The following is a 25,454-nucleotide window of genomic DNA, read 5'->3' on the forward strand; positions in this document are numbered from 1 at the left end:
TTATAAACCCATATTTTAAGTTTTCAATTAGGAATGAGAGAAACCGCTGAATGAAAGCGCTCTGTACCATATTATATGTATAAGCCTTTATTTGGGGAGTCTCCTTAGGAAAAAGGGCGATCGTCCCCAATAAAAAGTTCACTCCTCATCCTCAATCCCCATAAATGCCTTGGTATAACGAATCCACTCCCTAGCCGCAAAAGATAAATAGCGATCTTTTCTCCAAATAATACCTAATTGCCAAGGGATAACTGGTTCAATAAGAGGGATGACAGCTACTTGCTCTTGATTTACTTGTTTAGAAACCGTTTCAGGGAGCAGAGCGATCCCTAAGTTCGCAACAACCATTTCACTAATCAAATCCCATTGTGAACTTTCACAAATAATATTCGGATGGAAACCTGCTCGTACACATTCTGTAATAATCCGATCATGCAAGGTAAAATCTCTGCGGAAAAAGACAAAAGATTCTTTCTCTAATTCAGCTAGTTTAACCTCTTCCTTTTTGCTTAAGGGATGATTAGGGTGAACCAATAACATTAGCCTTTCATTCACAAAGGAAAAATAGTGAAATCGCTCCCGATCCACTGGCAAGACGATCACTCCTAAATCAAGCGTGCCATTTTGAACATCTTCCTCTATCTTCACTGCCCCATCCTCTACAAGTTGAATAGATATATTAGGATAATCATCGTGAAAAGCTTGAATTACATTGGGAAAATAACGTGAACCAATCATGGGGGGCAAGCCAATATGAATGGAACCTTTTTTCAAATTCATCAAATCATCTAATTCTGCGGATAAATTTTGAAAGGATTTAATAATGTTCTGTGCCTGAATCAGAATAATTTCTCCGGCATCTGTCAATTTAACTTGTTTACCCGATCGGTCAAAAAGAGTGACACCCAATTCCTCCTCTATATTTCTAACCATTTTGCTAATGGTTGGTTGAGTGACATATAACTTATTGGCCGCACGAGTAAAGTTCCCTTCCTTTGCTACTGCCACAAAGTACTTCAAATGCTGTATATCCATTTCTCTCAAACCCTTCCATTACTTTTATGAATGATTCACATTCTAATTATTCATTTTACCTATATATAAGTTCCAACTATACTTATAAGTGAAGACATCTTAGAAAGGTAGGCATTATGAAAAAGTTATTCATCGGTGTCACACAAATTTTACTATTATTTAGCTATACTTTAATTATGGAAAAAATATCAGCCCTTCTTCATTTAAAAGTACCTGGAAGTATACTAGGGTTAATTCTATTGTTTATTTTACTACAAACTAAAGTTATAAAGCTAAAATGGATTGAAGTAGGAGGGAACTGGTTAGTTGCTGAATTACTTCTATTCTTTATTCCTTCTGCGGTTGGGGTTATTCAATATAAACAACTTTTAATAAATAATGGTATACAAATTATCGTAGTAATCTTTGTCAGTTCCCTAGCTGTGATGATTGGTTCAGGTCTATTAGCTGACAAATTAACACGTCAAAAGGAGGTTAAAGTGAACCATGCTGACACTGCTCTTCCTCCTGCTCACCATTAGTTCCTATTGGGGAGCCAAGTTATGCTATAAAAAAACAGGGAAAGCCTTTTTAACACCGCTATTAATTGCTCCCTTAGTAATTATCGCCTTATTATTTCTCTTTCAAATTGAGTATAAAACATATAATCAAGGCGCGAAATGGCTAACCAATATGTTGCAGCCTGCAACAGTTGCTTTGGCAATCCCACTGTATCGTTATTTTCCGATCGTAAAAAAACATTTACCTACGATCGTACTAAGTGTCACTCTAGGATCTTTATTAGCTCTGTTCGTATCTTTCTCTATGGCCTCTATTGTCCAGTTAAATAAAACCTTACTTACGAGTATTCTTCCTTATTCCATTACAACACCCATTGCCATGGATGCCTCGGAGAAATTAGGTGGTATTCCTACCGTTACGGCTGTCTTTGTGATTATGACGGGGATCTTCGGTATGATATTCGGTCCGTGGGTGATTCGACTCTTTCGATTAAAAAGCGATATCGCCAAGGGCATCTTACTGGGAACAAGCTCACATGGATCAGGTACAGCGAAAGCTTTAGAATTAAGCCCTATTACAGGTGCTGTTTCCAGTGTATGTATGGTATTAGCTGCTCTCGTAACCTTTTGGTTATCTCCATGGATATATTTAAACCTGTTAAGCTAAACAAGTGCAGATTAGCACAATTAGCTCAGCCATCAATCATTATATTCAATGTGCAAATGAAGTTATTTAACAAACAAAAGCATGCAAGCTTTTATGAAACAGTCTTGTGCAAGGACTTTCTCTAACATTCGTACTAGATATTGGTAGCATTTCCTTTCACAATGATCGCTTTAAGTATAAACCTTTTCTTAGGATGATTAAAATGGGGCTTACCCGGAACGGAAGCCCCTAAATTTCCCATTATGCTTAAACAAGATTGAGGTGAAATCAACAATCGGCTGTATACTGATGAAGAGGTGGAGGTACTAACCATCCCTTCTCCTTATTTAAGCGAAGAACTTTCGCACCGAACGCTGCCTTTTGTGTATGCATTTGACCGAACATCATCGCAATATCTTCACGGATAGATTCTCCCATGATTGTACTGCATGCGACCAAGCCAGCGGCCACGTCTTTTGCTAATGAAGCGGAGATTTCTTGGTCCATAAAACGTGCTCCTACTGGGATACTTTCCAAGTTTGCCTTAGGGCGCTCAGGTGGAGTCGGTGGTAAACCAACACCATTCTCCTTTAATAAGGCTTCAATTTGTTTGACTTCTTGTTGCTTTTGCTTCAGTGCCTCTTCTAATAGCTCATAAAGATCCTCATCACCAGTATGATTTAAATGTGTTTGATAACAAGCAATCATTCCCTTTGCCCCAACTAAAAAAGACCATATGCCAAATACTTCACCATAATGCATTGGTTCGTTTTTTGGGTTCCCACTTAAAATTCCCATAGTAGCCTCCTTAATTTCATGACTGTGCTCTTACATTTGCACAATCTTATCCTTCCTCCAGGCTCCACAATCCATTCATAGAAAGCAGCCTTTCGTCAAAATTGCCAGTTTTTATTAATCCTCTTATATCTATTGACACTGAAGAGTTTCTCACAGTACAATTAAATTGAACACCGGTCAATAATTGGAGGTCACAATGTCACCACGTAAATCTGTTCAACAAGAACTAACCCGTGAAATGATTATGGATGCAGCAAGGGATTTATTTATTGATAAAGGATACCAACATATCTCTATGAGGCAAATTGCCAAAAAATTGGGATATAGTCATGGAGCTATTTATTATCATTTTCAAAATAAGGCGGAGCTTTTTTATGCTTTAGTTGAAGACCATTTCAACATGCTCGAATTAGAATTGAAGATGATTATGGAAGAGCCATTGGACCCTAAGGAAAAATTACGAAGAATCTTGCTTGGATTTATACGCTTTGGTTTAACTCATCAAAGCCATTATGAAATTATGTTTTTAATTAAAGATGAGGAAGTACGAAATTTTATTAACCAAGAGCCAAGCAAAACATATGAGGTGTTTGCCAATAGTGTACAGTCTCTATGTGATAAGTCCGTAACCATTCAAGAAATTTGGTCCATATTCCTTTCTTTACATGGCTTTGTTACCCATTATCTCCGTCATATTGTCGACTATGAGGATGTAAAGGAAATGGCAAAATTACATGTAGAATTTATTCTAAAAAATTTTAGTAACGAAAAGTGAAAGTTTCGGGTTATCACCTTAACTTTCTTTTTATCCTTTAATTTGAACAGCGGTCAATTAATAATTGGAGGTCTTATTATGAAAAAAGTACTTGTATTAGGAGCATCTGGAGGAATGGGATATGCACTTGTTCAAGAGCTAGTACAAAGAGGAATCGAGGTAAAAGCATTTGCCCGTTCAGAACAGAAACTTAAAGCCTTATTTGGGCATCAAGAATTAGTCAAGATTTGCACAGGTGATATTTTCAATTTGAATGAGCTGCTCAGTGCAGCCGAGCAAGTTGACACAATTTTTCAATCAGCTAACTTACCTTATGAACAATGGGACGAAAACCTATTGCCATTTTTCGAAAAAATTCTCCAAGTTGCTAAAACCGTAGGAGCCAAATTAGTACTCGCAGAAAATATTTATGCTTACGGAAGATCGATAGGTAGTAAAGTAACAGAAGACACGCCAAAAAGGCCCCATACAAAAAAGGGGGAAATTCGCTTACAGGTAGAAAAACGAATAAAGAATTCGAATGTTCAAGCTTTATTTGCCCATCTTCCAGATTTTTACGGTCCTAATGCAGAAAATACGCTCTTACACATTACTTTCAAAAATGTGATTCAACATAAGAAATCTCTATTTGTTGGTTCAAAAAAAGTAGCTCGTGAATTCATTTATACACCTGATGGAGCGAAGGCGTTGGTTAATCTAGCTTTACAAGATAAAGCCTTTGGGCAAAACTGGAATATTCCTGGATATGATGTGATAACGGGAGAAGAAATCCTCCAAATTATTCGCGAGATAAATGGCTATAAAAAGCCAGTCTTTCCTATTAGTAAAGGGATCGTTAAACTAGCTGGCCTTTTCGATCCAACTATGCGTGAAGTAGTAGAGATGTTCTACTTAAACGAAGACCCCGTTGTGCTAGATGGGGCCAAATACGAAAGGGAAATAGGTCCTCTTCCCCGTACTTCCTATCAGGTGGGCATCAAACAGACGTTAGAATACATGCTCTTATAAAAATGATCGTGACAACAAGTGCTATAACAACCACTTGTTGTTTTTATTTATTCATTCCCTCCCATTCACTTTCTAATAAACCATAAATAACTCGGTCATGATACTCCCCATTGAGTAATTCGTAATCTCTTATCATCCCTTCCCTTGTAAAACCTAATCGTTCTGGAATCGCCTTACTCTTAAAATTTTTAGGCGCCACATGAATTTCCACTTTGTGCAACTGGAGATCGGAGAAGGTGTGTTCGATTAAGCAAGCACATGCTTTTGTTGCCAATCCTAGCCCTTCAAATTCTTTCCCTAACCAATAGCCAAGTTCTGTTTTTTTATTTCCCCAGTCGATGTACAAAAAGCCTATGGAACCAGCTATTTGTCCTTTGTACCAAATCCCAGCCCAGTAACCATCATTTGCAGCTAATCTATTAAGCGATCTTTGGATAAAATTTTTTGTGTCTTGGATTTCCTTTGTGCTTGTAGGAAATGCTAACCATTTGCCAATGCTTTCTCGACTGCTGTTGATTAAAGCAAATAATTCTTGCTCATGTCTTGGTTCTAATATGGCGATATATGTATTAGTATCTATAATCGCTTTATACATTTTTCCCCCTCACCTTCTCTCAACTATGGCTATTATAACTTAAAGTTCCGAAAAAACTTTACATTTAATCCAATTAAAACACATAAATTTCCCAACTAAATTCGACAATATTTCCCGGGAAAAGATTATTCTCTACAAAATCATAACTGGATAGCTATTCTCGGTTATAATAATGAATAGTTATCAAATAACTTTAATTTTCTACTATGATTATGATGGACAAGGTGATGATGTTATGAGTAGTATTTTATCCATAAAAAATATTGAAAAACAAGATGGTCACACTATAATCTTCCCTGCATTTAGCTTAGATGTTCAGAAGCAAGGAGTGCTAGCCATCCATACGAATACAAATGTGCGAACTGTTTTAATGAAAATGTTTATGGGGGAAACACCCATTTCAAATGGAAAAATATACGTCAATGGCGTTTCCATAGAATCAGCCAAAAAGGAGTTTTTCGCCTATGTAGGCTTTTGCAATTTGAATGATGGCCTTTATGAAAGATTACGAGTGAAAGACCATTATTCCTTCTACCGAAAGCTATATCATTCTACTTTAACAATCGAAGAAGGACTGCGAATGACCCAACTAGATATAAAGAAAAGTGAAAAGGTTCAGCAATTATCCTTATCTGAAAAACGGCGGATTCAATTTGGACGCCTCCTTTTTCAAAATCCACTTTTATATATATTTGAAGAGCCTGATCAAAATGTAGATTTGGAAACCAAACGAGTATTTATGAAAATCATACGTAATTTAAAACAACAGGAAAAAGCAATCCTAATCTTTACAAGTAATATGGAATCAGCATTATCAGTCACTAATCAGGTATATCGGTTAGATGAAACAGGATTACAAAAACTCGATATTGTATCAGAGGAAGAGGAAAACCAAGAAGGAAATCTCATAGATGAAAAGGATGAAGAAATTATTGTACAGCCTGTTCATTTCGAAAAAATCCCAACTAAGATAAATGATAAAATCGTTTTATTTGATCCTCCTGAAATTGATTATATTGAAAGCGGACAAGGACACTCCCTTATTTATATAAAAGGAGAATCTTATCCCAGTATGTTTACTTTGACAGAATTAGAGAAAAGACTTCAGCTATATGGCTTCTTTCGCTGTCACCGTTCTTATATTGTTAATTTACAAAAGGTTCGGGAAGTTATAACGTTTACGAGGAATAGCTTTTCATTAGTACTCATGGATGAAAATAAGTCTTCCATTCCATTATCTAAAAATAAAATGGTTGAGTTAAAAGAAATTTTAGGTTTGAAATAAGGATGCATCCATCACTTCAATACTCCATTCACCCTACAAATAGCTCCTTTCATCGCGGATATAATGTCTGCTCCTTCATTGTTTATTATGATAAGGGCAACATGTTAAGAGCAAGACCTTACGAGGAGCTTGCGATGGAGGATGAACAAATGGAGAACATTATTGAAGTAAAAAACATGGCTAAACTGTTTTCAAACCAAACGGCTTTAAAAGATTTATCCTTTTATGTAAAAAAGGGAGAGACATTTGGTTTCTTAGGACCAAGTGGATCAGGGAAAACCACTACGATTAAAATTCTTACAGGCCAACTAGCCCAAACGGATGGGGAGGCTCATGTTCTAGGTGTGACTGTTACAAAATTAAAGGAACCAGCTTATCGTAAAAAGATTGGTGTGTTGACAGATAACAGCGGGCTATATGGACGTCTCTCTGTCTATGACAATTTAAAACTTTTCTGTGATCTTTACGATGTGCCTTATAGTCGAATCGAAGAAGTATTGCAAATGGTTAATTTACAGGAAGCCAAGAAGAAAATTGTTTCCAAATTATCAAAAGGAATGCTCCAGCGGGTTACTTTAGCACGAGCCTTCTTACATCGGCCAGAGCTATTATTCCTAGATGAACCCACTTCAGCTCTCGATCCTGTAAACACAAAGCATATTTATCGTGGATTAGAAAGCTTGAAAGCACAAGGAACAACGATCTTTCTCACAACCCATGATATGTATGAAGCCGAAACACTTTGTGATCGTGTCGCTTTTCTCAATAATGGGGCTATTCAATTATTGGGGGCTCCTAGTGATCTGCGGCAAACATTTGCAGACCGTACTTTAACCATTGTGTTAACAGATGGTCAAGAGGAAGTTATTGAAAAAGGACCTAATGGTGCAGAAACCTTATATAAATTAATGTCCGCTAATAAAGTAGAATCCATCTTTTCAAATGAACCTACACTTGGTGATATTTTTGTAGAGGTAACAGGGAGGAATTTAGCATGATTTTTTCACTTAAACGTTCAATGGCCATTTTTCAAAAGGATTATAAAGATGTCATAAAAAACTATTTTGTATCTACGTCAGCCCTTATGCCAATACTTTTGGCTGCATTTTATGGACGAATGGGTGTTGAAACGATTAGTGGGCATTATATGGTGTTTAATTTAACCCTTTGCTTAGTTGCTGCGTATGTACAATGTGCTTTAATTGCTGAGGAAAAGGAAAAAAACACTTTACGTGGGCTAATGCTTTCGCCAGCAAGTACTTTGGAAATTTTAGCTGGGAAAAGTCTATTAAGCTTTATCGGCACAGCCATCATTATCCTTATCTCAGCCTTTCTAATAGAATATAAACCTATGGATCTAGTTGTGATTTCTTTGGCAATGGTCTTATCCATTTTGTTTTACATCGGCTTAGGAACATTGCTCGGCTTATTAACAAAATCTGTTATGGAAGCTTCTGTCGTTATTATGCCGTTCTTTGGACTATTCTCATTTGGATCAGCATTACTAAATATGGCGGACAAGTATCCTTTTCTAAAAGTGGCGGAATATCTCCCAAGTGTCCAATTAATCGACCTAGCAACGGAAAGCCAAGCTGGTGCCGGTTTCCTAGATGTTTGGCCAAATCTCTTAGTCATTTTTGGTTGGGTGGTCGCTGTTTCTGCCTTGGTAATCACAGTATATCAAAGACGGATGGTTGACTAATAAACTTTCCCTCGGGGCTAGGACAAAAGTGTTTTCACCAAAGATAACCGAACTACTAAGTGCATATAACCCGCTTCGGAAATATACTTCACTTTCGGGGCGGCAGGTGATTCCACTGCTAGCGCACTCAGGGGGATCTCACCGATGCTTTTTCAACGAATGAGTTGTTCTAGTGCCGGCGTTGGTCACAGGACGTGACCAACGCCGACCTCCCGCAGAAATTTACGTATATTCCTACGCTATGTTAATGCATTGTTCGTCTTTGATGCTTAACATTTACATTATGTCCCAGCTTCTTCTTGTTTTTTCACCCCAAACAAAACCAATCCATTTTCAGAAGTGATTATAGTATCATGAATGAAGAGTACATATGTCAGGAGGAGCTATAATCATGCAAGATATTCCACAACTAGTTCAGCTACAAAGGGCTTTTTTCGATTCTGATGCTACAAAAGAGAAATCCTTTCGTTTAGAGGCACTCCACAAATTACGTGCTGGTATTAAACGCTATGAAAGAAAGCTGCTGGCTGCCTTACAAGCAGATTTACATAAATCAGCATTTGAAGCTTATTCAACGGAAATTGGCATTGTATTAGAAGAGATTCGTTTTACTTTAAAACATTTACATCATTGGATGAAACCTCAAAAAGTGCGAACCCCTATGACCCATATTGGCTCGACTGGGTTCACATTTGCAGAACCTTACGGCGTTAGTTTAATCATTTCACCTTGGAATTACCCATTCCAACTTTCGATCGCTCCTCTAATTGGGGCAATTGCAGCAGGTAACTGTGCCGTTCTCAAACCTTCTGAATGGACTCCCCATACAACAGCCGTATTAGCAGATATGATCAAAGAGCTTTTTCCTAAAGAATATATTACCGTTGTACCTGGTGATGCTCAAATAAGCCAAGCTTTGTTGGCTGAAAAATGGGACTATATCTTTTTCACAGGCAGTGATGCTGTTGGAAAGATTGTCATGGAGGCTGCTTCCAAGGAATTAACCCCTGTTACACTAGAATTAGGTGGGAAAAGTCCTTGTATTGTTCATCATGATACAAATCTTCCGCTTGCAGCTAAACGAATAGCCTGGGGAAAATTTATGAATGCGGGGCAAACTTGTGTAGCGCCTGACTATCTCTATCTCCACGACAGCGTAAAGGATGAATTTATTAGTTGTTTTCATGAAGCTATCCATGATTTATATGGGGATAAGCCCTTACAAAATCCCCATTACACTCGGATCATCAATATGAGGCATTTTGAACGTCTTCAATCCTTTTTAGTTAATATGGAAGTCATTTGTGGTGGGGAGACAGATAAACACTCCCTAATGATTGAACCTACTGTTCTGAACAATATCAGTTGGGAAGATGCCATAATGAAGGAAGAAATATTTGGACCAATCCTTCCGATATTAACCTATTCACAAATTGATGACGTAATAGCAGAAGTTCGCCAACACCCCAAACCGCTAGCTCTCTATCTCTTTACAGATAGCCAATCGATTCAAGAAAAAGTGTTGCGCAAACTTTCCTTTGGGGGAGGTTGTATTAATGATACTATCTATCATATCGCCTCACCGTATTTGCCTTTTGGTGGGGTTGGGCAGAGTGGAATCGGAACATACCATGGAAAAGCTAGCTTTGACACCTTCTCGCATCAAAAAAGTATACTGAAACAAACAACGCGCTTTGATCTACCCTTTCGTTACCCGAATATGAAAAACGGATTAAAAAAGTTAAAGTTTCTCTTAAAATAATTAGCTACTCTCGTTCTTAGTAATATAACAAAGAATCGAGACAATAAACTTGATATTTATGTCCCCACTGCTAATACAGTGGGATTCTAATATTACACTTCACCCCATACTATTTCTATCTGACAAAATATTATTGCATTTAAAACACTGTAGGAATATTACTCTCAATAAACCGTTCTTATTCTAAGACTTTCTAACTGTAATGCCTCGGAAAGAATACGAAAAAAAGCTTCATAGAATGAAGATTCATCTAGATACTGAAGATAATTTTCTTGAAGATGAGCCATTATTTCCTGCCCTGTGGCACAGTCAAAATGATAAAATTCAACAAGGGGAAAGTAGCTACTATTTCCTATCGGTATTAATGTTCCGACGACAATATCCCGTTCTTGAATAGAAGGAATAGGAGCGTCTCGGAGCATAACTTTGACTATTTCATCTGTTAAAAGATTCGTCACTCTCCACTCTTGTTGATGATATTGGTAATCAATACGATAAAAACTTGGTTTAGCCTTTTCCCATTCTCTTAACCAATGACAAACAATTGGCGACCGGGATACATTTTGAGCAATGAAATGGTTAATATAATTTAAATCCTCACGATATCTTGCTGTATATAAAACTTTCGACCAAAATAAATTAAATTCTAAAGTATAAGATTTTTTTTCTGTTAGATTATAGCTTTCCACGAATTCCCTTATAATAGGCTGGGAAATGATATATTCCTCTCTTAATACAAAATCAGTAAATTGCGTATATACATCGTCTAATAGTTCATTTCGTACTTCATTTGTAAGTGGATAGTCATGGCGGAACTTACTAGCGTTAGTTCTTGATTGAGTAAAGGCAACCACTTTTCCATCCCTTTGCTGAGTTGATTGCACGCATACCCTTCCCTTCCTAAAATGACATAACGGTAATGTTCTATACTTAGAGCAAGTTTTTTCAATAAATGTTCCCTTCTCTCTCTTTTTAAAACCTTTCATCTCCATGTCTGCGCTTTCAGTAACCACTATTCCACAATCTTACTATGATCAACTTTCTGATCAAGTGTAAAAATTCCATATATACTGTAAAAATCCATAAAAAGACAAAATCGTACCAAAGATCCCTTTAAAAAGTCTTATATTGTTATGAATCCTGAGGTTTGGGTCACTTTATGCTTTCGCTGGTTTCTGCTCTACTCCAATTAACATTTCCGGTTTTTCGTAGTTATATCGATCAGATGCCGCCGCAGTGTTAGCTTGTAAGAAAAACACACAAATTATAATTAGGATAAAAATTGGTTTTTTCCATTGAAGTAACCTCACTTTCAAATTTAAAAGACGAGGAAGTTTCTAACCTTGCTAGCAATGAGCATGCTCTTTAATAAGAAAAACCCATCTCCTTTAATTTAGTAGATGGGTGGTTAGACTAGTTATAGATAGGGAATATTTACTTACTTTTACCCAAATTAGCGAAAATTCACACAATGTAAATTTCCCTAGAAACTGGGTATATGTTTATTTCGCTATAATTGCTTAATTTCCCAATTTCTATAGTGATATGTTTGGATTCCGAATTCTCCAGTACGAAGCCATTGAAAGGCCTTGAGGACTAATGGAGAAGCATTTTCTTGAGAAATTTCCCTTTTCGAAACCCAAACGGCTCCAAGAGAATCTTGTCCATCAAACTGTTCAGGCTCACTTATTTCACCGCCAATTTTGTTAACTAAATAGAAAATAGCGATATGATGAACAGCAGTGTAGTCCTTCCAGTCCCATGGTAACATGAAATCAACTGCCCCTATTTGTTCCTTAATCTCAATATCAATCCCCGTCTCTTCCTCAAACTCTCTTCTTAAGGCTTGGAAAAGGCCTTCTCCATCCTCTAAATTTCCTCCAGGAAGATCAAAGCGATTTTTATATGGACCACCACTTTTATTGATCACTAGCAGTTTTCCATTCTTAATTAATATTCCATAAACACCAAAGGCTCGATGGAATTTCTCCACACTAACCATAAATGGCCCCCTTTTACTGCCCCTATCATTTCACGGCTTTCTAAGCTTAAAAACAATGAAATCAGCGCATCGAAAATCCTCTTTAAAAGTTGGATATTTCTCCAACATTTCTGGCGATGGCTTTGGTTCGATAAGACCATCTATTAGAAAACCAGATTGAATCGCTGTATTCACATAGCTTGTCAATGTACGATGAAATAGAAGGATCTTCTCCTGCTCACCCATTCTTTGTTCATAGGCTCCCTCATAGAAATACTGATCTACATTCCAATGCATCTTTTCACCGTTTTGATCTTTCTCCCAGCCACTATTAGGAGTCACAAAGCAAGGATGCAATAAAGAGAAAATAAAAACCCCTCCCTTTACTAACAATCGATACATTTCCAAAAACACCTTCTCATAATCAGCAAGATCTTGAATCACCATATTGGAGACGATGAGATCAAAGCTTTGATCCTCTAGAAATGAAAGATCTTCGCAATTCCCATACTTATAAATAATCTGCTCAGATCCAGTTCTTTCTTTGGCAATTTCCAACATTCTCTTAGAAAAGTCAACAGCCGTTACATTTGCCCCAGCCTTCGCTAATAGTCTGCTTAAATAGCCCTCCCCACATCCGGCATCTAAAACTTTTTGATTCTCCACTTTATCCATAAGCGAAAATAATGTGGGATTTAAAAAGATTTCTTTATGACGATCACCTTGTTCAGTATGCATCTCAGAATAAGCGTCCGCAAATTGATCCCATCTTTTTATCGCTTCTTCCGTCCCGATATTTCTTGCCATTCTTATCACCTTACTTCAGTATGATATTCTACCCGACTATAAATATTCTCTATGTTGCAAATGATCTCCTTTATTCAATCCGTAAAAAGTATGTTAGTATAGGCAATCATCGTAAAATAGTACATACTAAGGAAATAGGTAGGCTTCAATGGGATCTTATATTAGTTAGTTTTATTATATAAAGAATGGTTAAATCACTGATAAGCTGAACTCCCCCAAAATTTATTACTTACTAAAAGTGTGGTGTTTTCAATTGTTTAAACTTCTTCTTATTGAAGATGATGCAACTCTATTCCGCGAAATAAAAGATAGATTATTGCAATGGTCTTATACTGTGTATGGGATTAACGATTTTAGTACGGTTATGGAAGAATTTACAACAGTAAAGCCTGATTTAGTCATAATCGATATCCAGTTGCCGAAATTTGATGGATTCCACTGGTGCCGTATGATTCGTTCTCATTCGAAGGTCCCGATCATCTTTTTATCATCACGTGACCATCCTACAGATATCGTCATGTCCATGCAGCTTGGTGCAGATGATTATATTCAAAAGCCTTTCCACTTCGATGTGTTAATTGCAAAAATTCAAGCTGTTCTACGTCGGACCTACAATTATAATACAGATGAAATTTCACTTAAGACATGGAATGGAGCAACGGTTGATTACGAGAAAAATATGATTCAAAATGAGGATGGGTCAATTGAATTAACCAAAAATGAAATGTTCATTTTAAAAGTGCTCATTGAACAAAAAAATAAGATTGTAAGTCGTGATGAACTCATCAAAAGCCTATGGGACGATGAACGCTTTATTAGTGATAATACATTAACTGTAAATGTCAATCGGTTACGGAAAAAGCTTGAACAGCTTAATTTAGGAGGCTATATTGAAACAAAGGTCGGACAAGGATATCTTGCTGTAGAAAAGGACTTTTTATATGATTAAACAATTTATTATAGAAAGATGTAGTTGGATTTTTCTATTTCTTTTTCTTCAGTTACTGCTTGTCTTTGTTGCTTATCTCGATCCCGCCATTCCGTTAACACCCATTCTCTACATTATCTTTTTGTCCTGTTTGATTATTATTATATTTGGGATTGTTCGTTACCAAAAAGAAACAAAGTTTTATAAAAGCCTAAATGATTGGGAGCCCAACCTTGATTTAAGTACGATTATTCATGCGGAAAGCCCCTTTGAACAAATCGTAAAAGAAACGTTAACAGACCAAACGCAAAAACTTAAAAATGAAGCTGCCATTCATTTCGTTAATTTAGAGCAGGAAAAAGATGATTTATTGTCGTGGATTCATGAAGTTAAGACCCCATTAACAGCCATGCAATTAATTATTGACCGTTTAGAGGATGAGGTAGTCAAAACACAATTAACTCATGAATGGGTACGCATTCACTTACTCCTTGACCAACAATTGCACCAAAAACGTATGCCATTTATTGAAAATGATTTACATATTGAAAAAATCGATGTAAAATCAATCATTTTCAGAGAAATTAAATCCTTACAATCCTGGTGTATGCAAAAGGGGATTGGTTTTGACGTAGACCTAGAGAAAAGAGCCATACTAAGTGATAGTAAATGGTTAGCTTTTATCATCAGACAGCTATTAACAAATGCGATTAAATACAGTGAATCAACTGATATTCTCATCAAGACCTATCTGCAAAACGATCATATTCATTTAGAAATTCGCGATTTTGGACGTGGAATTGCCCCAAAAGACATGCCAAGGATTTTCGATAAAGGCTTTACTTCTACATTGCAACATCGGGACAATGCCGCAACAGGGATGGGATTATATTTAGCTAAAAAAGCAGCACATTCATTATTGATTCAAATCCGTGTTACCTCAGAACTCCAAGAGGGAACAACTATTACACTTATATTTCCAAAAGCAAATAAATTTCAGCATATATTAAGCATGTGACAACAATGTCACATGCTTTTTCAATTTGTTCGCCAAATCGAAGGAAAACAAAAGAGCCACTCTTTATAATGAAATAAAGTGAACCAATTAGTGGGACTTTCTCATCCTCACTGATTTAAGAAGATCAATGGAGGTATTTTAATGAAGATTTTAGAGGCGAGCAAAATATACAAGAACTATGGTAATAAATTGAATAAGCAAGAAGTGCTAAAAGGTATTGATCTGAGTGTAGACCAAGGAGAATTTGTCAGCATTATGGGGGCATCTGGGTCAGGCAAAACAACATTACTAAATGTACTGTCCTCGATTGATAAGGTCAGTAATGGAACGATTAAAATTGATGGTAATGAAATGACCAACATGAAGGAAAAACAATTGGCTACTTTTCGGAAGAATCATTTAGGCTTCATATTTCAAGAATATAATCTATTAGATACATTGACGGTCAAAGAAAATATTCTTTTGCCTTTATCTATTACAAAAATAGCCAAAAGAGAAGCACAGCGAAAGTTCGAAACGGTTGCCAAGGAATTAGGAATATATGATGTAAAAGATAAGTATCCGAATGAAATATCAGGGGGTCAAATGCAGCGCACCTCTGCAGCCCGATCTTTTATTCATCAGCCGGATATAATCTTTGCTGATGAACCAACAGGGGCACTAGATTCAAAGTCTGCTGCTGATTTGTTAAACAAACTAAGCGCATTAAATCAAAAACGACAAGCTACCATCATTATGGTAACGCATGACCCGACAGCTGCAAGTTTCGGTAGTCGCGTTATTTTTATAAAGGATGGACAAATTTATTCACAATTAAATAAGGGCGAGCAATCTAGGCAAGACTTTTTCAATGACATTATCAAGACACAGGCTTTATTAGGTGGGATACAAAATGAGTATTAATCAAATCATTCTTCGTAGCTTGAAGAAGAATATTAAAAATTATTATCTCTATGTGTTTGCCTTAGTCTTTAGTGTTGCTCTTTATTTTGCCTTTGTCACCCTGCAATACGATCCATCCATGGACGAAGCAAAAGGATCGATTAAAGGGGCAGCAGCGGTCAAGGCAGGATCCGTCCTCCTCGTCTCCATTGTCACTATTTTCCTCCTATATGCAAATAAGCTCTTTATTAAGCGTCGTAGTAAGGAGATAGGCTTATTTCAGCTAATTGGATTGACGAGAAATGAAATATTCCGTCTCTTAAGCGCCGAGAACGTGATCCTTTATTTTGGTTCCTTACTGATCGGAATTTTCATTGGATTTTCTGGTTCAAAATTAATCAAAATGATTTTATTTAAAATAGTGGGCCTTGAAACAAGCACTACACTGCAATTTTCTATAAAAGCATTGATTCAAACACTTATCGTTTTTGCGGTGATCTACCTTTTTATCTTGTTGATGAACTATATGTTTATCAAAAGGCAAACGATTTTATCTTTATTTAAAGTGGTTTCCTCCTCAGAAGGAAGGGTGAAAAAAGTTAGCCTATTTGAGATCATTTTGGGGGCATTGGGGATTATTTGTATCCTGTCAGGCTATTATATTTCGTCAAAGTTATTTAACGGAGATTTTGCAAACGTGAACGAACTCTTTTTCAAGATGATTTTCATTCTTGGCTCAGTTATTATCGGCACATACTTGTTTTATAAAGGATCTGTTACATTCATCACGAACATGATTCGAAAGGGGAAAAAAGGCTACTTAAATATAAATGAAGTGTTATCCCTTTCCTCGATTATGTTTCGCATGAAATCAAGTGCCTTTTTGTTAACCATTATTACAACCGTGTCTGCGCTTGCCATTGGCTTATTATCGCTAAGTTATATCTCATATTATTCTGCGGAAAAGAACGCCGAAAGCAGTGTACCCACACACTTCTCATTTACAACAGCAAAGGATGCAGAAGCATTCAAAGAGACATTAAAGGGGAAGAATATCGACTATATTGAGACACAAATCGATGTCATTCAAGCAGATGTAAATGTAGAGGAAATATTGACAGTTAGTATGGAAGGGATGAACTTTGATCCGAATACGTTGACCCTCCCCGTTATCAGTGACAAAGCCGTTAAAGGGTTCGATCTAAAACAGGACGAAACGCTTTTTACGGGGACCAGTGATGCCCTAAATAAAATGATGTCCTTCAAAACTTCGGGGAACATCGAGTGGAGCGGACAAAAAGAAACAATTCCGCAAAAATATATCGGATTAGAAGATAAATATATCATCCCTTATAATTTTACAAACGGTGGACTACCTACTGCCATTGTCGATGCTAAAACCTTTCAACGTATGAAGAACGATCTTAATCCAGATCTCCAGATGGATTCCTCGCTATTTGTCGGAATCAATCTGAAAGACAAGCAGAAATTAGAAGAGGCCAATAAGCTATTTCAAAGCCTTAGTTTTGACGAGAATGCCCATAATTTTTCTCAGCTGCAAGTAAGCAATAACCAGAAAATGAACATGGGATTAATCATGTTTATCGTTGCCTTTTTGGGACTCACCTTTTTAATTACATCTGGTTGTATCCTTTACTTTAAACAAATGGATGAAAGTGAAGATGAAAAACCTCAATATACAATCTTACGAAAACTAGGCTTTACTCAAGGTGACTTGCTAAGAGGCATTCAAACAAAACAATTCTTTAACTTTGGAATCCCTCTCGTTATTGGTCTTTCCCATAGTTATTTTGCTGTTCAATCTGGTTGGTTCCTTTTTGGAACAGAGCTGTGGACACCTATGCTGATTGTTATGGTAATCTATACTGCTTTATATTCTATCTTTGGAATGCTTTCCATCTTTTATTCCAAAAAGGTGATTCAACAAGCATTGTAATAGCAGGAAATGAATAATAAATAATGCCAGTATCCAAAGCTCTCCATAACCTAAAATTCGGCCTGGGGTCCACTTCTAAGTGGTCCTCAGCCGAATCATTATTTTTATTTGGGGTCTTATTCCTTATCTGGTGTGTATATTCCCACTTGAATCATATAATGCTCCATTGCTTGCTGTAACCATTTTTCCTCTTCCTCCGTATATGGAGAAGGAATAATTTTTTCAAAGTCTTCCACAGCTAACTCACTTAATTCTCCGAGGACACCCATAGCCTCTTCTCCAACAAACTCCATAGTGGCCTCCATATGTTTTTCAACTAACTTTTGGACTTCAGGATCATCAAACGGGCGATTCATTAATCTTTTAATCTCATTAGACAGTTCAATAAACTCTATATCCAGCGCCAACATTTCTTCTTCCGTCTTGTCAAACAATTGATCTATCACTTCATTTGGTGCAAGTTGCTCAATCCAAAGCCGTTGTTCACTCTCTGTTTGGATATTTTGGACAAGGCTCATTAAAATATCACTGTTCACTTCCTCTACTTCTTCTAATAAAGTAACTGTTCGATCAATCGCCTTTAAGGCTGTTTCAATGTGATCTTTTTTCTCCACAAGAGCCTGCTTTTGAGTTTGTAAACTTTCCTTTAAACTTGAGTCATAACGCTCCTCATTCATCATCGTAGCGATTTCCTCTAGACGATAACCTAGGAATTTAAACACGATGATCTTCTGCAATTTAAGTACATCTTGATCTGTATACAAACGACGTCCAGACTGTGGGGCTTTTTCAGCTTTGAGCAAACCAATTTCATCATAATAATGCAATGTTCGAATAGAGGTACGCGTCTTTTTGGAAAATTCACCAATTAGGTATTTTTTATCTTTACTCATCTTCTAATCCCTCCAGGTTTTTCATTATCTTTATCATAGCTCCTCCAGTAACTGGAGATGCAAGGATAAATTTAGAACAACCCAAATAAATTTTGGAGATGGATTATCTTTATGAGCAAAGGTTTCACATAAGCGGAGTGTTTTGGGAGGGAGGTCAATATAGATTATAATAGAGTATCTACCGTTTTTTAGAGTTCAACACATAAACCTTTTCATTGACACATCAACACATGAACCGTCTACTGGACAACAGCATTTATGAAATAAGCTCCTCCATATATTGCCTTAATTTATTAGATGTGGCAGATAGCTTTTCAATTTCAGACATGAATTCTGTAACAAGTTCCGCTTCCTCTTGAGAAGCCTTTGCAATTTCACTAAAATCCGCTTGCATACCCTCAATGGATTCCTTTATAGAATTTAACGTTTCTTCGATATTAACTGTGGCATTTTTGGAATCAGCCGATAATCTTCTCACTTCATCTGCCACAACTCCAAATCCTGCCCCTGCACTTCCCACTCTTGCAGCTTCAATCGCCGCATTCAAACCAAGAAGATTTGTTTGCTCACTAATTTTCTTTATCGTGCCAGTCACTACATTAATATTTGAAGAATGTTCCACTGTAAGTTTTGTATTCTCCGCAATTTGTTCAGTAGTAGCTGATAACTCTTCGGAATGAGCTGCAATTAGCTGGACCTTTTCATGCAGTGAATCTGCAATCGAATCCATGTTTTTTACAACTTCAGTAAAAAATTCCTGTCTTTTTGTACTGACCGCTGCATTTACCGCAGCAATAACTTCTCCTTGATCATTTTTTATTGGAAATGAAATACTATCAAATGGAATTCCATATTCCTCTGCTGGTACTTTTACCGTTGTAGTTCCTTCTTTATTCACCTTTTTAAAGTTTAAATACCCATCTGGCAATGGGTCTCCCGGTTGATGCCCAAAATTTAAATCAGCACTTGGAGAATAATAAACATATTTTTCATGATCAAATACGGTTATCATCGTTTCCTCTCTTAAAATATTCTTAAGATAGGGAATGGAAGCGATAAAAGCCTGTACCTTATCCATATTAGCACTCCTTTAATAGTTTTCTAGTATAATATCGACATATCCCCCATGAACTAAAGTCTATTTGTCCGTAAAGATATGAATAATTAAATGAAGGATAGGGTGCTATCTAGAAAGGATAAAGGGACTATTATTATCCTAGAAGTAAAATTTACTATCTATATATAGAAGAGAGCTGTTATATCCTATAACTGATTAGCCCTCTTCATCCCTCCCCTTCTGGATCATCAAGATTTCTCGTATATCCTCTTCCGTAAGTAAGGTTGAATAGTGCTTGCTTGAATCCATCATTTCTTCAATAAGATGTCGTTTTTTTTCTTGTAGTTCATTCATTTTTTCCTCAATTGTGCCGCGTGCTACTAGCTTGATCACTTGGACAGTCTTTGTTTGACCAATTCTATGAACACGATCTGCCGCTTGTTCCTCCACAGCCGGATTCCACCAAGTATCATAGAGAATAACTGTATCGGCCCCTGTAAGGTTAAGACCTGTCCCACCAGCTTTTAAGGAAATAAGGAAAATTTGCCGCTCTCCCTTATTAAATTGATGACATCTTTCCAACCTAACCTCTGCTGGGGTTTGGCCATCAAGATAGAAATATGACTGTCCTTGCATTGCTAATTCACGGCCAATAAGTTGAAGCATCTGTGTAAACTGCGAGAAGATCAATACTCTTCTTCCTGAAGACCTTGCCTCCTCTAAAAGCTGAAACAGTTGCTCAAACTTCGCAGAGCTTTCCTTATAACCGTCCACGAATAAAGCCGGGTGACAACAAATCTGCCGCAAGCGTGTCAAACCAGCGAGAATTTTAATTTTATTTTTTCTGAACGTATCTTTGTCCAAATGTTTTAACGTATCATGTCTTAATTTGGCCAAATAAGCAGCATAAAGTTTTTTCTGCTCTGGAAGCAATTCCACAAATTTCAGTGATGTCGTTTTCTCGGGTAATTCCGCTAGTACATCTACCTTCGTCCTGCGGAGCAAAAAAGGACGAATCCGCCGGATGATCTTTTTCCTTGAAAGATTACTGTATTCTTTTAATCCTTGAAACAATTCAGGAAATACGACATGAAAAATTGACCATAATTCCTCTAATGAATTTTCAATCGGTGTTCCAGTAAGGGCGAAATAATGATTAGCTTGCACTTTATTCACTGCTTTTGCGGTTTGGGTAAACGGGTTCTTAAATGCTTGTGCCTCATCGAAAAATACTGTATGAAAAGACTGTTTTTCATACCATTTAATATCTGTACGTAACAACGGGTACGAAGTGATTACCACATCAAAAGTTGAAACATCCTGCTGTAGGGCGATCCGCTTCCCCTTCTGCCCATCGATTACAACTACATTTAAATCTGCTGCAAATGTAGCCAACTCATTCAACCAGTTATAGGTAAGGGAAGATGGACAAATAATCAGTACAGGATGCTTGCTTTTACGAATATTTGACCGTTCCGATAAAATAAATGCAATACTTTGCAAAGTCTTTCCAAGTCCCATATCATCAGCAAGAATTCCACCAAAACCAAAGTGGGCGATAGCCTTCATCCATCGGAAGCCATGTTTTTGATACTCATGTAAGGTCGACTCTAATGTTTTCGGGACTTCGAAGTCCAGTTGCTCCGGATCTTGCATAGCGTTTAGAAATTGTTGGAAAGACTCCTCCAGCTTCATAACGTCTGGGTCATCTATCGAATCCATAAGTTGAAAGCCACGAACAACTGGGATATGAAGACCGCTTTCCAAGTCTTCATCTTGAATCGGAGCAGCACGAAGGAATCGCTGAATTTCTTCGAACTCTCTCGTTTCAAGAGATAGAAGAGCCCCGCTGCGCAGACGATAATACTTCCGTTTTTCTTCAAGAGCAGCTAACACTTCACGTATTTCCCTTTCAGGAATGCTATCCAATTCAAATTTGAATTCCAACCAATTCGTCCGTTCTTTTTTGAAGCCGACTCTAATCCGCGGATGGGCTTTCTCTTTAAAAACCCGACTACGAACAGCGGTCGTCGCATATACTTGCACAAGCTTCTCCATTTTCGGAAGCATGTGATACAAAAATTCATATTCTAATTCTTCATTATGCAAAAAGTAGCCGCCCTCTGTTTGGGCAAAGGAACTTTCCTCCATAAGTTGAAGGATAGCCTCTTCTTTTTCCAAGTCTCTAAATAATACAGGCCCAATATCCGCTTGTCGCTCCAATGGATGGATAACAATCCCACCATAATGGAATTCTAATCCAGCAAGAAGTCGATTTTTGATACGATCTAAAAATAATTTAGCAACTAGTGGGGTACTGGAAAAGCCTTCAGAAATATGCCCAGCTAGCTGGACCTTACCTAGTCTTTTCAAACCAGGCACAACTTTTTCAATAAAATCATGGATCTGACTTTTAGGAATGGAGATTCGATTGGCGCGAGAAGATGAGAGCATTTGTTCTAACTCTGATAGACGGGTACAATCCTTACGATCTAGTAAAATCACCTTACCCTCTAAGAGAACGGTTCGATAGACGTTTAACACTAGCATTTGCTCCAAACCTTTAATCCTGAGGGCATAATCGTTGTCTGTCACCTCTGAAAGATCAAATTGGAGCGGTAATGGCTCTGTGGATTGCTGAAAGCCGTCAAATTGCTTCCCATTATAGGCTACTTTCACTAAAGGAGCATTAGCCAATAAGGGTACTAAACGTTCCCATGAGGAAGGGGGAATAAGTAGAATATCCTGACTGAACTCCCATTCCGTTTTGTCCGGTAATGTATCTACATACATCTCTTCATCTTGTACTACTTGAATAAGTTCTTGGAGAACAGCATCTGTCGTCCGCAGAAAACAAAAACGCTCCCGATCATAAATTAAATTAGCGGAAAGTTGACTTAAATTTCCACTACTTATATCTTCTAAAAATTTTCGGAGATTTGGCACATAACTCGATCCTACTTTCACTTCAATACCTAACATACTTTGTCCATGGTTAACGATGACGGGCTTACAGATAAAGGTAACGTCTAGTATTTGCCTGTTCTCAAAATGAAGTTGCTGTTTTCTAGATTGTTTTTCTTCTTGGTGAAATAAGTGAAACAGACCTTCTGTAAGAACAGGACTGGGATCTGTAGGAATCGGGGCATGTTGCTGCTCATGAAGGGCAAATAAGACAGCCGCAATATGCTGACAATCGTGCTTGAAAGCAGGCAGTGGCGGACAGCTACATTCCGTTCGAATGCTACCATGCCGATTCTTTTCGATTGCGACATGAAAGTCTTCTACTCCAGTCACTATTGCTTCACAACGAGTGGAGTCGTTTCTTTTAATTATTACTTTATTCGCTTCATAATAAGCTTTACCTCTTTTGAAGGAGGCAGTGCCACATCTTTCGATAATTTTTTCTTGCGTTAATGTACAATTCACGTGTTTGCCTCCCTCTAAGAAGTTTGCCTTTAATAAAGAAAGTATTTTAAATGTAAAGATGGAATCCCTCTTTTTTACAAAGTCGGAAATTCCTATTCTCCCACCGTAAAATGTTGCCATTCATATGGAAGCATCGCTTGGTATTTTGGTTGTAAAAACCGATCATCAATCAAAGCAATGATGCCATGATCTGATTCAGTCCGAATTAACCGCCCACCTGCTTGTAACACCTTATTCATTCCCGGATAAACATACGAGTAATCATATCCATTTTGACCGATCGCTTGGAAATAATCCTTGATAATATTACGTTCCAGACCTATTTGCGGCAATCCTACCCCAACTATAATCACGCCTTGCAGTCGTTCGCCTTTTAAATCAATTCCTTCAGAGAAAATTCCTCCTAAGACGGCAAAGCCGACTAGCCTATCTAACGGATTTTCATTTTCCTGGAAGGCCTCCAAAAAAGCTTCGCGCTGCTCCTCGGTCATACCCCCATCTTGCACAATCGTCTTCACATCCGGTGTCAGTGTAATAAATTGCTCGTAGACTGTCCGCATATATTGATATGAAGGGAAAAACACGAGAAAGTTACCGGCCCGTTTCTGTAAAATCTGAGAGATAAATTGCACCATTGGTTCAACTGTACGTTCCCGATCTCGATACCTTGTTGATAAGGGCTGGATCATAACATCTATATTTTCGCGGTCAAAAGGGGACGGGATAGAGAGTACATAATCATCTTCTTTCCCACCCAATAAGTTCATATAGTACCCGGCAGGAGTCAAAGTAGCTGAAAAGAAGACTTTGGAGCGGAACCCCTTGCCCATCTGTTTTAACTGTGCTGATGGGTCTAGACAAAATAACTTTAATTCTACCTCACTACCAGTTACAGTTAGATAACTGGTAAAGCGCTGATCATACAGGCGGGCAATTTTCACAAAAGCATTCGCTTCGAAATATGTTTCCAATAAAAGCTCATCCACTTCTTCACCTTTTGCTAATTCTTCCTCAGCTTTAAAGACAAACGCATCCACCACTTGTACAAGTTTGTCATCCAGCGACTTCTCAAGCATTTGATTCTGCTTTTTCTTTTCTAGTAAGTGATCATTCACTTTTTTTGCCGTCTTGGCAATCTCTTTAAGATCTTTTTTGTACAAGCGATACAAATCAAGAAAATGGGATTTGACGATAGTAGCTGAGTACATTTCCCTTGCTCGGTCAACTAGATTGTGGGCTTCATCAACTAATAACACAGTCTTTTTCTTGTCTTCTTCAAAGATCCGTTGCAAGGATACCCTAGGATCAAACATATAATTATAATCACAAATGACCGCATCTGCGGCATACGCTAAGTCTAATGAAAACTCAAATGGACAGACCATATGTTTACGAGCATATTTCTCAATCACTGGTCTCGTTAGCATCTTTTCATGTTCCATAATATCGGATATGGCGCCATTGATCCGATCGTAATAACCATCAGCAAACGGACATTCCGTTTTATCACATTTCACTCTATCTTGAAAACAAATTTTTTCCTTTGCTGTAATCGTCACGACCACAATTTCTAGTTTACTTTTTTGTAGAAGCCGAAACGCTTCTTCAGCAGCTGTACGCGTAATCGTCTTTGCGGTTAAGTAAAAAATCCGCTCCACATGCCCTTCTCCAACGGCTTTTACCGCTGGGAATATAGTTGAAATTGTTTTACCGATCCCTGTTGAGGCTTTCGCGAAAAGTGTCTTTTTCTCTCGAATGGTTTTATAAACTGAACCGGCAAGTTTTCTTTGACCTTGTCGATATTCTTTAAACGGAAATGCCAAAGCTTTCGCACTAGCATTCCTTTTTTCCCTAAGAGCCAACCTTAAGCGTGCATAGGAAGCGTAACGAGATACGACATCTAGGACGAATGATTCTAGTTCTTCCCTTTCCATTATCCGTTGAAATCTCTTTTCTTCTCCTGTTCGCACTTGAACGTACGTTAACTGGATATGCATTTCCGTTAAATCATGATCTTTCGCATATATATAAGCATACAGAATCGCCTGCGCCCAGTGCACAGGATGTGTTTCCTCTGTCACTTTTTCCAGTGGCATGGAAGTTGATTTTATTTCGTCGATGGTGATCACTCCATCTTCATCTATTAGTAGACCATCACAGCGCCCATCAATTTGGAAAGTGAGATCATCAACCGTCACTTCAGTCTTCAAATACACTTCTTTTTGATCTGTTTCACGATAAGTCTTTTGTATTTTTTGGTGGATTTTTGTCCCCTCATGTAAAGAAGAAGCTGTCCGGAACCCAGTTTCAATACTCCCACTTCGGAAGGTATATTCCACAAGCGTTCTGACGGCTATTTTGATGATTTGTGTCATGTGATCACCCATTCGTTATTC

At 37.5% G+C, this 25,454-nt stretch carries 22 protein-coding genes; 12 read left to right on the forward strand and 10 right to left on the reverse strand.

Translation table 11 applies throughout. From position 1 onward, the window contains the following. Positions 1-138: 138 nt before the first annotated feature. Entirely contained in the window at positions 139-1,035 is an 897-nt protein-coding gene (gene cidR / locus J2Z23_RS05645) for a cidABC operon transcriptional activator CidR (protein WP_057981757.1), read from the reverse strand. Positions 1,036-1,151: 116 nt separating this feature from the next. On the opposite strand from cidR, the gene J2Z23_RS05650 reads away from it, so the two are divergent. Next, positions 1,152-1,556 carry a CidA/LrgA family protein gene (locus J2Z23_RS05650; protein WP_064468753.1) on the forward strand — a complete coding sequence of 135 codons (405 nt, stop codon included), beginning with the start codon at positions 1,152-1,154 and terminating at the stop codon, positions 1,554-1,556. Continuing rightward, positions 1,522-2,202 carry an LrgB family protein gene (locus J2Z23_RS05655; protein WP_057981755.1) on the forward strand — a complete coding sequence of 227 codons (681 nt, stop codon included), beginning with the start codon at positions 1,522-1,524 and terminating at the stop codon, positions 2,200-2,202. Before J2Z23_RS05650 ends, J2Z23_RS05655 begins: the two co-directional genes overlap by 35 nt. 267 nt (positions 2,203-2,469) lie before the next feature. On the opposite strand, the gene J2Z23_RS05660 is transcribed toward J2Z23_RS05655, so the two are convergent. After that, entirely contained in the window at positions 2,470-2,979 is a 510-nt protein-coding gene (locus tag J2Z23_RS05660; protein WP_057981754.1) for a DUF3231 family protein, read from the reverse strand. Positions 2,980-3,175: 196 nt separating this feature from the next. Here J2Z23_RS05660 and J2Z23_RS05665 point away from each other — a divergent pair, with 196 nt between their 5' ends. Together J2Z23_RS05665 and J2Z23_RS05670 are read left to right on the forward strand one after the other, a co-directional pair. Then, positions 3,176-3,754 (forward strand): TetR/AcrR family transcriptional regulator, encoded by a 579-nt coding sequence (locus J2Z23_RS05665; protein ID WP_057981753.1) that lies wholly within the window; start codon positions 3,176-3,178, stop codon positions 3,752-3,754. A gap of 78 nt (positions 3,755-3,832) precedes the next feature. Then, entirely contained in the window at positions 3,833-4,762 is a 930-nt protein-coding gene (locus tag J2Z23_RS05670) for an SDR family NAD(P)-dependent oxidoreductase (protein ID WP_209973441.1), read from the forward strand. Positions 4,763-4,805: 43 nt separating this feature from the next. Here the strand turns inward: J2Z23_RS05670 and J2Z23_RS05675 are convergent, their stop codons facing one another. Beyond that, a complete protein-coding gene (locus tag J2Z23_RS05675; RefSeq protein WP_209973443.1) occupies positions 4,806-5,357 on the reverse strand; it encodes a GNAT family N-acetyltransferase in 552 nt (183 codons plus the stop codon). Between the two features lie 172 nt (positions 5,358-5,529). Between J2Z23_RS05675 and J2Z23_RS05680 the strand changes: the two genes are divergently transcribed. The 4 genes from J2Z23_RS05680 to J2Z23_RS05695 all read left to right on the forward strand — a co-directional run bounded on the left by J2Z23_RS05680 (position 5,530) and on the right by J2Z23_RS05695 (position 10,106). Continuing rightward, on the forward strand, positions 5,530-6,642 hold the full coding sequence (locus J2Z23_RS05680) for a LytTR family transcriptional regulator DNA-binding domain-containing protein (RefSeq protein WP_238482627.1): 1,113 nt from the start codon (positions 5,530-5,532) through the stop codon (positions 6,640-6,642). A gap of 149 nt (positions 6,643-6,791) precedes the next feature. Then, positions 6,792-7,640 carry an ABC transporter ATP-binding protein gene (locus tag J2Z23_RS05685; protein WP_057981868.1) on the forward strand — a complete coding sequence of 283 codons (849 nt, stop codon included), beginning with the start codon at positions 6,792-6,794 and terminating at the stop codon, positions 7,638-7,640. Beyond that, on the forward strand, positions 7,637-8,344 hold the full coding sequence (locus tag J2Z23_RS05690; protein ID WP_057981749.1) for an ABC transporter permease: 708 nt from the start codon (positions 7,637-7,639) through the stop codon (positions 8,342-8,344). The genes J2Z23_RS05685 and J2Z23_RS05690 overlap by 4 nt, the downstream gene beginning before the upstream one ends. Positions 8,345-8,735: 391 nt before the next feature. Beyond that, on the forward strand, positions 8,736-10,106 hold the full coding sequence (locus J2Z23_RS05695; RefSeq protein WP_057981748.1) for an aldehyde dehydrogenase: 1,371 nt from the start codon (positions 8,736-8,738) through the stop codon (positions 10,104-10,106). A gap of 164 nt (positions 10,107-10,270) precedes the next feature. Here the strand turns inward: J2Z23_RS05695 and J2Z23_RS05700 are convergent, their stop codons facing one another. The 3 genes from J2Z23_RS05700 to J2Z23_RS05710 all read right to left on the reverse strand — a co-directional run bounded on the left by J2Z23_RS05700 (position 10,271) and on the right by J2Z23_RS05710 (position 12,894). Further along, a complete protein-coding gene (locus tag J2Z23_RS05700; protein ID WP_209973445.1) occupies positions 10,271-10,990 on the reverse strand; it encodes a hypothetical protein in 720 nt (239 codons plus the stop codon). 626 nt (positions 10,991-11,616) lie between these two features. Continuing rightward, entirely contained in the window at positions 11,617-12,108 is a 492-nt protein-coding gene (locus J2Z23_RS05705; RefSeq protein WP_209973447.1) for an NUDIX hydrolase, read from the reverse strand. A 30-nt stretch (positions 12,109-12,138) separates the two neighbouring features. Further along, on the reverse strand, positions 12,139-12,894 hold the full coding sequence (locus tag J2Z23_RS05710; RefSeq protein ID WP_057981745.1) for a class I SAM-dependent methyltransferase: 756 nt from the start codon (positions 12,892-12,894) through the stop codon (positions 12,139-12,141). 253 nt (positions 12,895-13,147) lie between these two features. Here J2Z23_RS05710 and J2Z23_RS05715 point away from each other — a divergent pair, with 253 nt between their 5' ends. From J2Z23_RS05715 to J2Z23_RS05730, 4 genes are all read left to right on the forward strand, one after another. Continuing rightward, a complete protein-coding gene (locus J2Z23_RS05715; protein ID WP_057981744.1) occupies positions 13,148-13,843 on the forward strand; it encodes a response regulator transcription factor in 696 nt (231 codons plus the stop codon). Continuing rightward, positions 13,836-14,840 carry a sensor histidine kinase gene (locus J2Z23_RS05720; RefSeq protein WP_064468749.1) on the forward strand — a complete coding sequence of 335 codons (1,005 nt, stop codon included), beginning with the start codon at positions 13,836-13,838 and terminating at the stop codon, positions 14,838-14,840. The genes J2Z23_RS05715 and J2Z23_RS05720 overlap by 8 nt, the downstream gene beginning before the upstream one ends. 141 nt (positions 14,841-14,981) lie before the next feature. Further along, the gene (locus J2Z23_RS05725; protein ID WP_057981742.1) at positions 14,982-15,743 is read left to right on the forward strand and encodes an ABC transporter ATP-binding protein; all 762 of its coding nucleotides are present in this window, start codon (positions 14,982-14,984) and stop codon (positions 15,741-15,743) included. Then, the gene (locus J2Z23_RS05730) at positions 15,733-17,679 is read left to right on the forward strand and encodes an ABC transporter permease (protein ID WP_064468747.1); all 1,947 of its coding nucleotides are present in this window, start codon (positions 15,733-15,735) and stop codon (positions 17,677-17,679) included. Before J2Z23_RS05725 ends, J2Z23_RS05730 begins: the two co-directional genes overlap by 11 nt. 116 nt (positions 17,680-17,795) lie before the next feature. On the opposite strand, the gene J2Z23_RS05735 is transcribed toward J2Z23_RS05730, so the two are convergent. The 4 genes from J2Z23_RS05735 to J2Z23_RS05750 all read right to left on the reverse strand — a co-directional run bounded on the left by J2Z23_RS05735 (position 17,796) and on the right by J2Z23_RS05750 (position 25,433). Beyond that, entirely contained in the window at positions 17,796-18,572 is a 777-nt protein-coding gene (locus J2Z23_RS05735; RefSeq protein WP_064468746.1) for a MerR family transcriptional regulator, read from the reverse strand. 256 nt (positions 18,573-18,828) lie between these two features. Then, positions 18,829-19,650, reverse strand: a complete 822-nt coding sequence (locus tag J2Z23_RS22555) for a methyl-accepting chemotaxis protein (protein ID WP_064468745.1) — start codon at positions 19,648-19,650, stop codon at positions 18,829-18,831. Positions 19,651-19,845: 195 nt separating this feature from the next. Next, positions 19,846-23,058: a DEAD/DEAH box helicase gene (locus J2Z23_RS05745; protein ID WP_209973449.1), complete on the reverse strand. Its 3,213-nt coding sequence runs from the start codon at positions 23,056-23,058 to the stop codon at positions 19,846-19,848. A gap of 92 nt (positions 23,059-23,150) precedes the next feature. Then, complete coding sequence (locus J2Z23_RS05750; RefSeq protein WP_057981730.1) at positions 23,151-25,433, reverse strand: ATP-dependent DNA helicase; 2,283 nt, start codon at positions 25,431-25,433, stop codon at positions 23,151-23,153. Positions 25,434-25,454 lie beyond the last annotated feature (21 nt).

The organism is Lederbergia galactosidilytica (assembly GCF_017873565.1).
GTDB classification, from domain to species: Bacteria; Bacillota; Bacilli; order Bacillales; family Bacillaceae_C; genus Lederbergia; species Lederbergia galactosidilytica.

What these genes read in the sequence shown, in the direction of transcription:
- J2Z23_RS05650 (WP_064468753.1), top strand. Translation starts at nt 1,152, where the DNA reads ATGAAAAAGTTATTCATCGGTGTCACACAAATTTTACTATTATTTAGC.
- J2Z23_RS22555 (WP_064468745.1), bottom strand. Translation starts at nt 19,650, where the DNA reads ATGGATAAGGTACAGGCTTTTATCGCTTCCATTCCCTATCTTAAGAAT.
- cidR (WP_057981757.1), bottom strand. Translation starts at nt 1,035, where the DNA reads ATGGATATACAGCATTTGAAGTACTTTGTGGCAGTAGCAAAGGAAGGG.
- J2Z23_RS05660 (WP_057981754.1), bottom strand. Translation starts at nt 2,979, where the DNA reads ATGGGAATTTTAAGTGGGAACCCAAAAAACGAACCAATGCATTATGGT.
- J2Z23_RS05665 (WP_057981753.1), top strand. Translation starts at nt 3,176, where the DNA reads ATGTCACCACGTAAATCTGTTCAACAAGAACTAACCCGTGAAATGATT.
- J2Z23_RS05730 (WP_064468747.1), top strand. Translation starts at nt 15,733, where the DNA reads ATGAGTATTAATCAAATCATTCTTCGTAGCTTGAAGAAGAATATTAAA.
- J2Z23_RS05705 (WP_209973447.1), bottom strand. Translation starts at nt 12,108, where the DNA reads ATGGTTAGTGTGGAGAAATTCCATCGAGCCTTTGGTGTTTATGGAATA.
- J2Z23_RS05725 (WP_057981742.1), top strand. Translation starts at nt 14,982, where the DNA reads ATGAAGATTTTAGAGGCGAGCAAAATATACAAGAACTATGGTAATAAA.
- J2Z23_RS05710 (WP_057981745.1), bottom strand. Translation starts at nt 12,894, where the DNA reads ATGGCAAGAAATATCGGGACGGAAGAAGCGATAAAAAGATGGGATCAA.
- J2Z23_RS05750 (WP_057981730.1), bottom strand. Translation starts at nt 25,433, where the DNA reads ATGACACAAATCATCAAAATAGCCGTCAGAACGCTTGTGGAATATACC.
- J2Z23_RS05735 (WP_064468746.1), bottom strand. Translation starts at nt 18,572, where the DNA reads ATGAGTAAAGATAAAAAATACCTAATTGGTGAATTTTCCAAAAAGACG.
- J2Z23_RS05675 (WP_209973443.1), bottom strand. Translation starts at nt 5,357, where the DNA reads ATGTATAAAGCGATTATAGATACTAATACATATATCGCCATATTAGAA.
- J2Z23_RS05685 (WP_057981868.1), top strand. Translation starts at nt 6,792, where the DNA reads ATGGAGAACATTATTGAAGTAAAAAACATGGCTAAACTGTTTTCAAAC.
- J2Z23_RS05670 (WP_209973441.1), top strand. Translation starts at nt 3,833, where the DNA reads ATGAAAAAAGTACTTGTATTAGGAGCATCTGGAGGAATGGGATATGCA.
- J2Z23_RS05720 (WP_064468749.1), top strand. Translation starts at nt 13,836, where the DNA reads ATGATTAAACAATTTATTATAGAAAGATGTAGTTGGATTTTTCTATTT.
- J2Z23_RS05690 (WP_057981749.1), top strand. Translation starts at nt 7,637, where the DNA reads ATGATTTTTTCACTTAAACGTTCAATGGCCATTTTTCAAAAGGATTAT.
- J2Z23_RS05695 (WP_057981748.1), top strand. Translation starts at nt 8,736, where the DNA reads ATGCAAGATATTCCACAACTAGTTCAGCTACAAAGGGCTTTTTTCGAT.
- J2Z23_RS05680 (WP_238482627.1), top strand. Translation starts at nt 5,530, where the DNA reads ATGAATAGTTATCAAATAACTTTAATTTTCTACTATGATTATGATGGA.
- J2Z23_RS05655 (WP_057981755.1), top strand. Translation starts at nt 1,522, where the DNA reads ATGCTGACACTGCTCTTCCTCCTGCTCACCATTAGTTCCTATTGGGGA.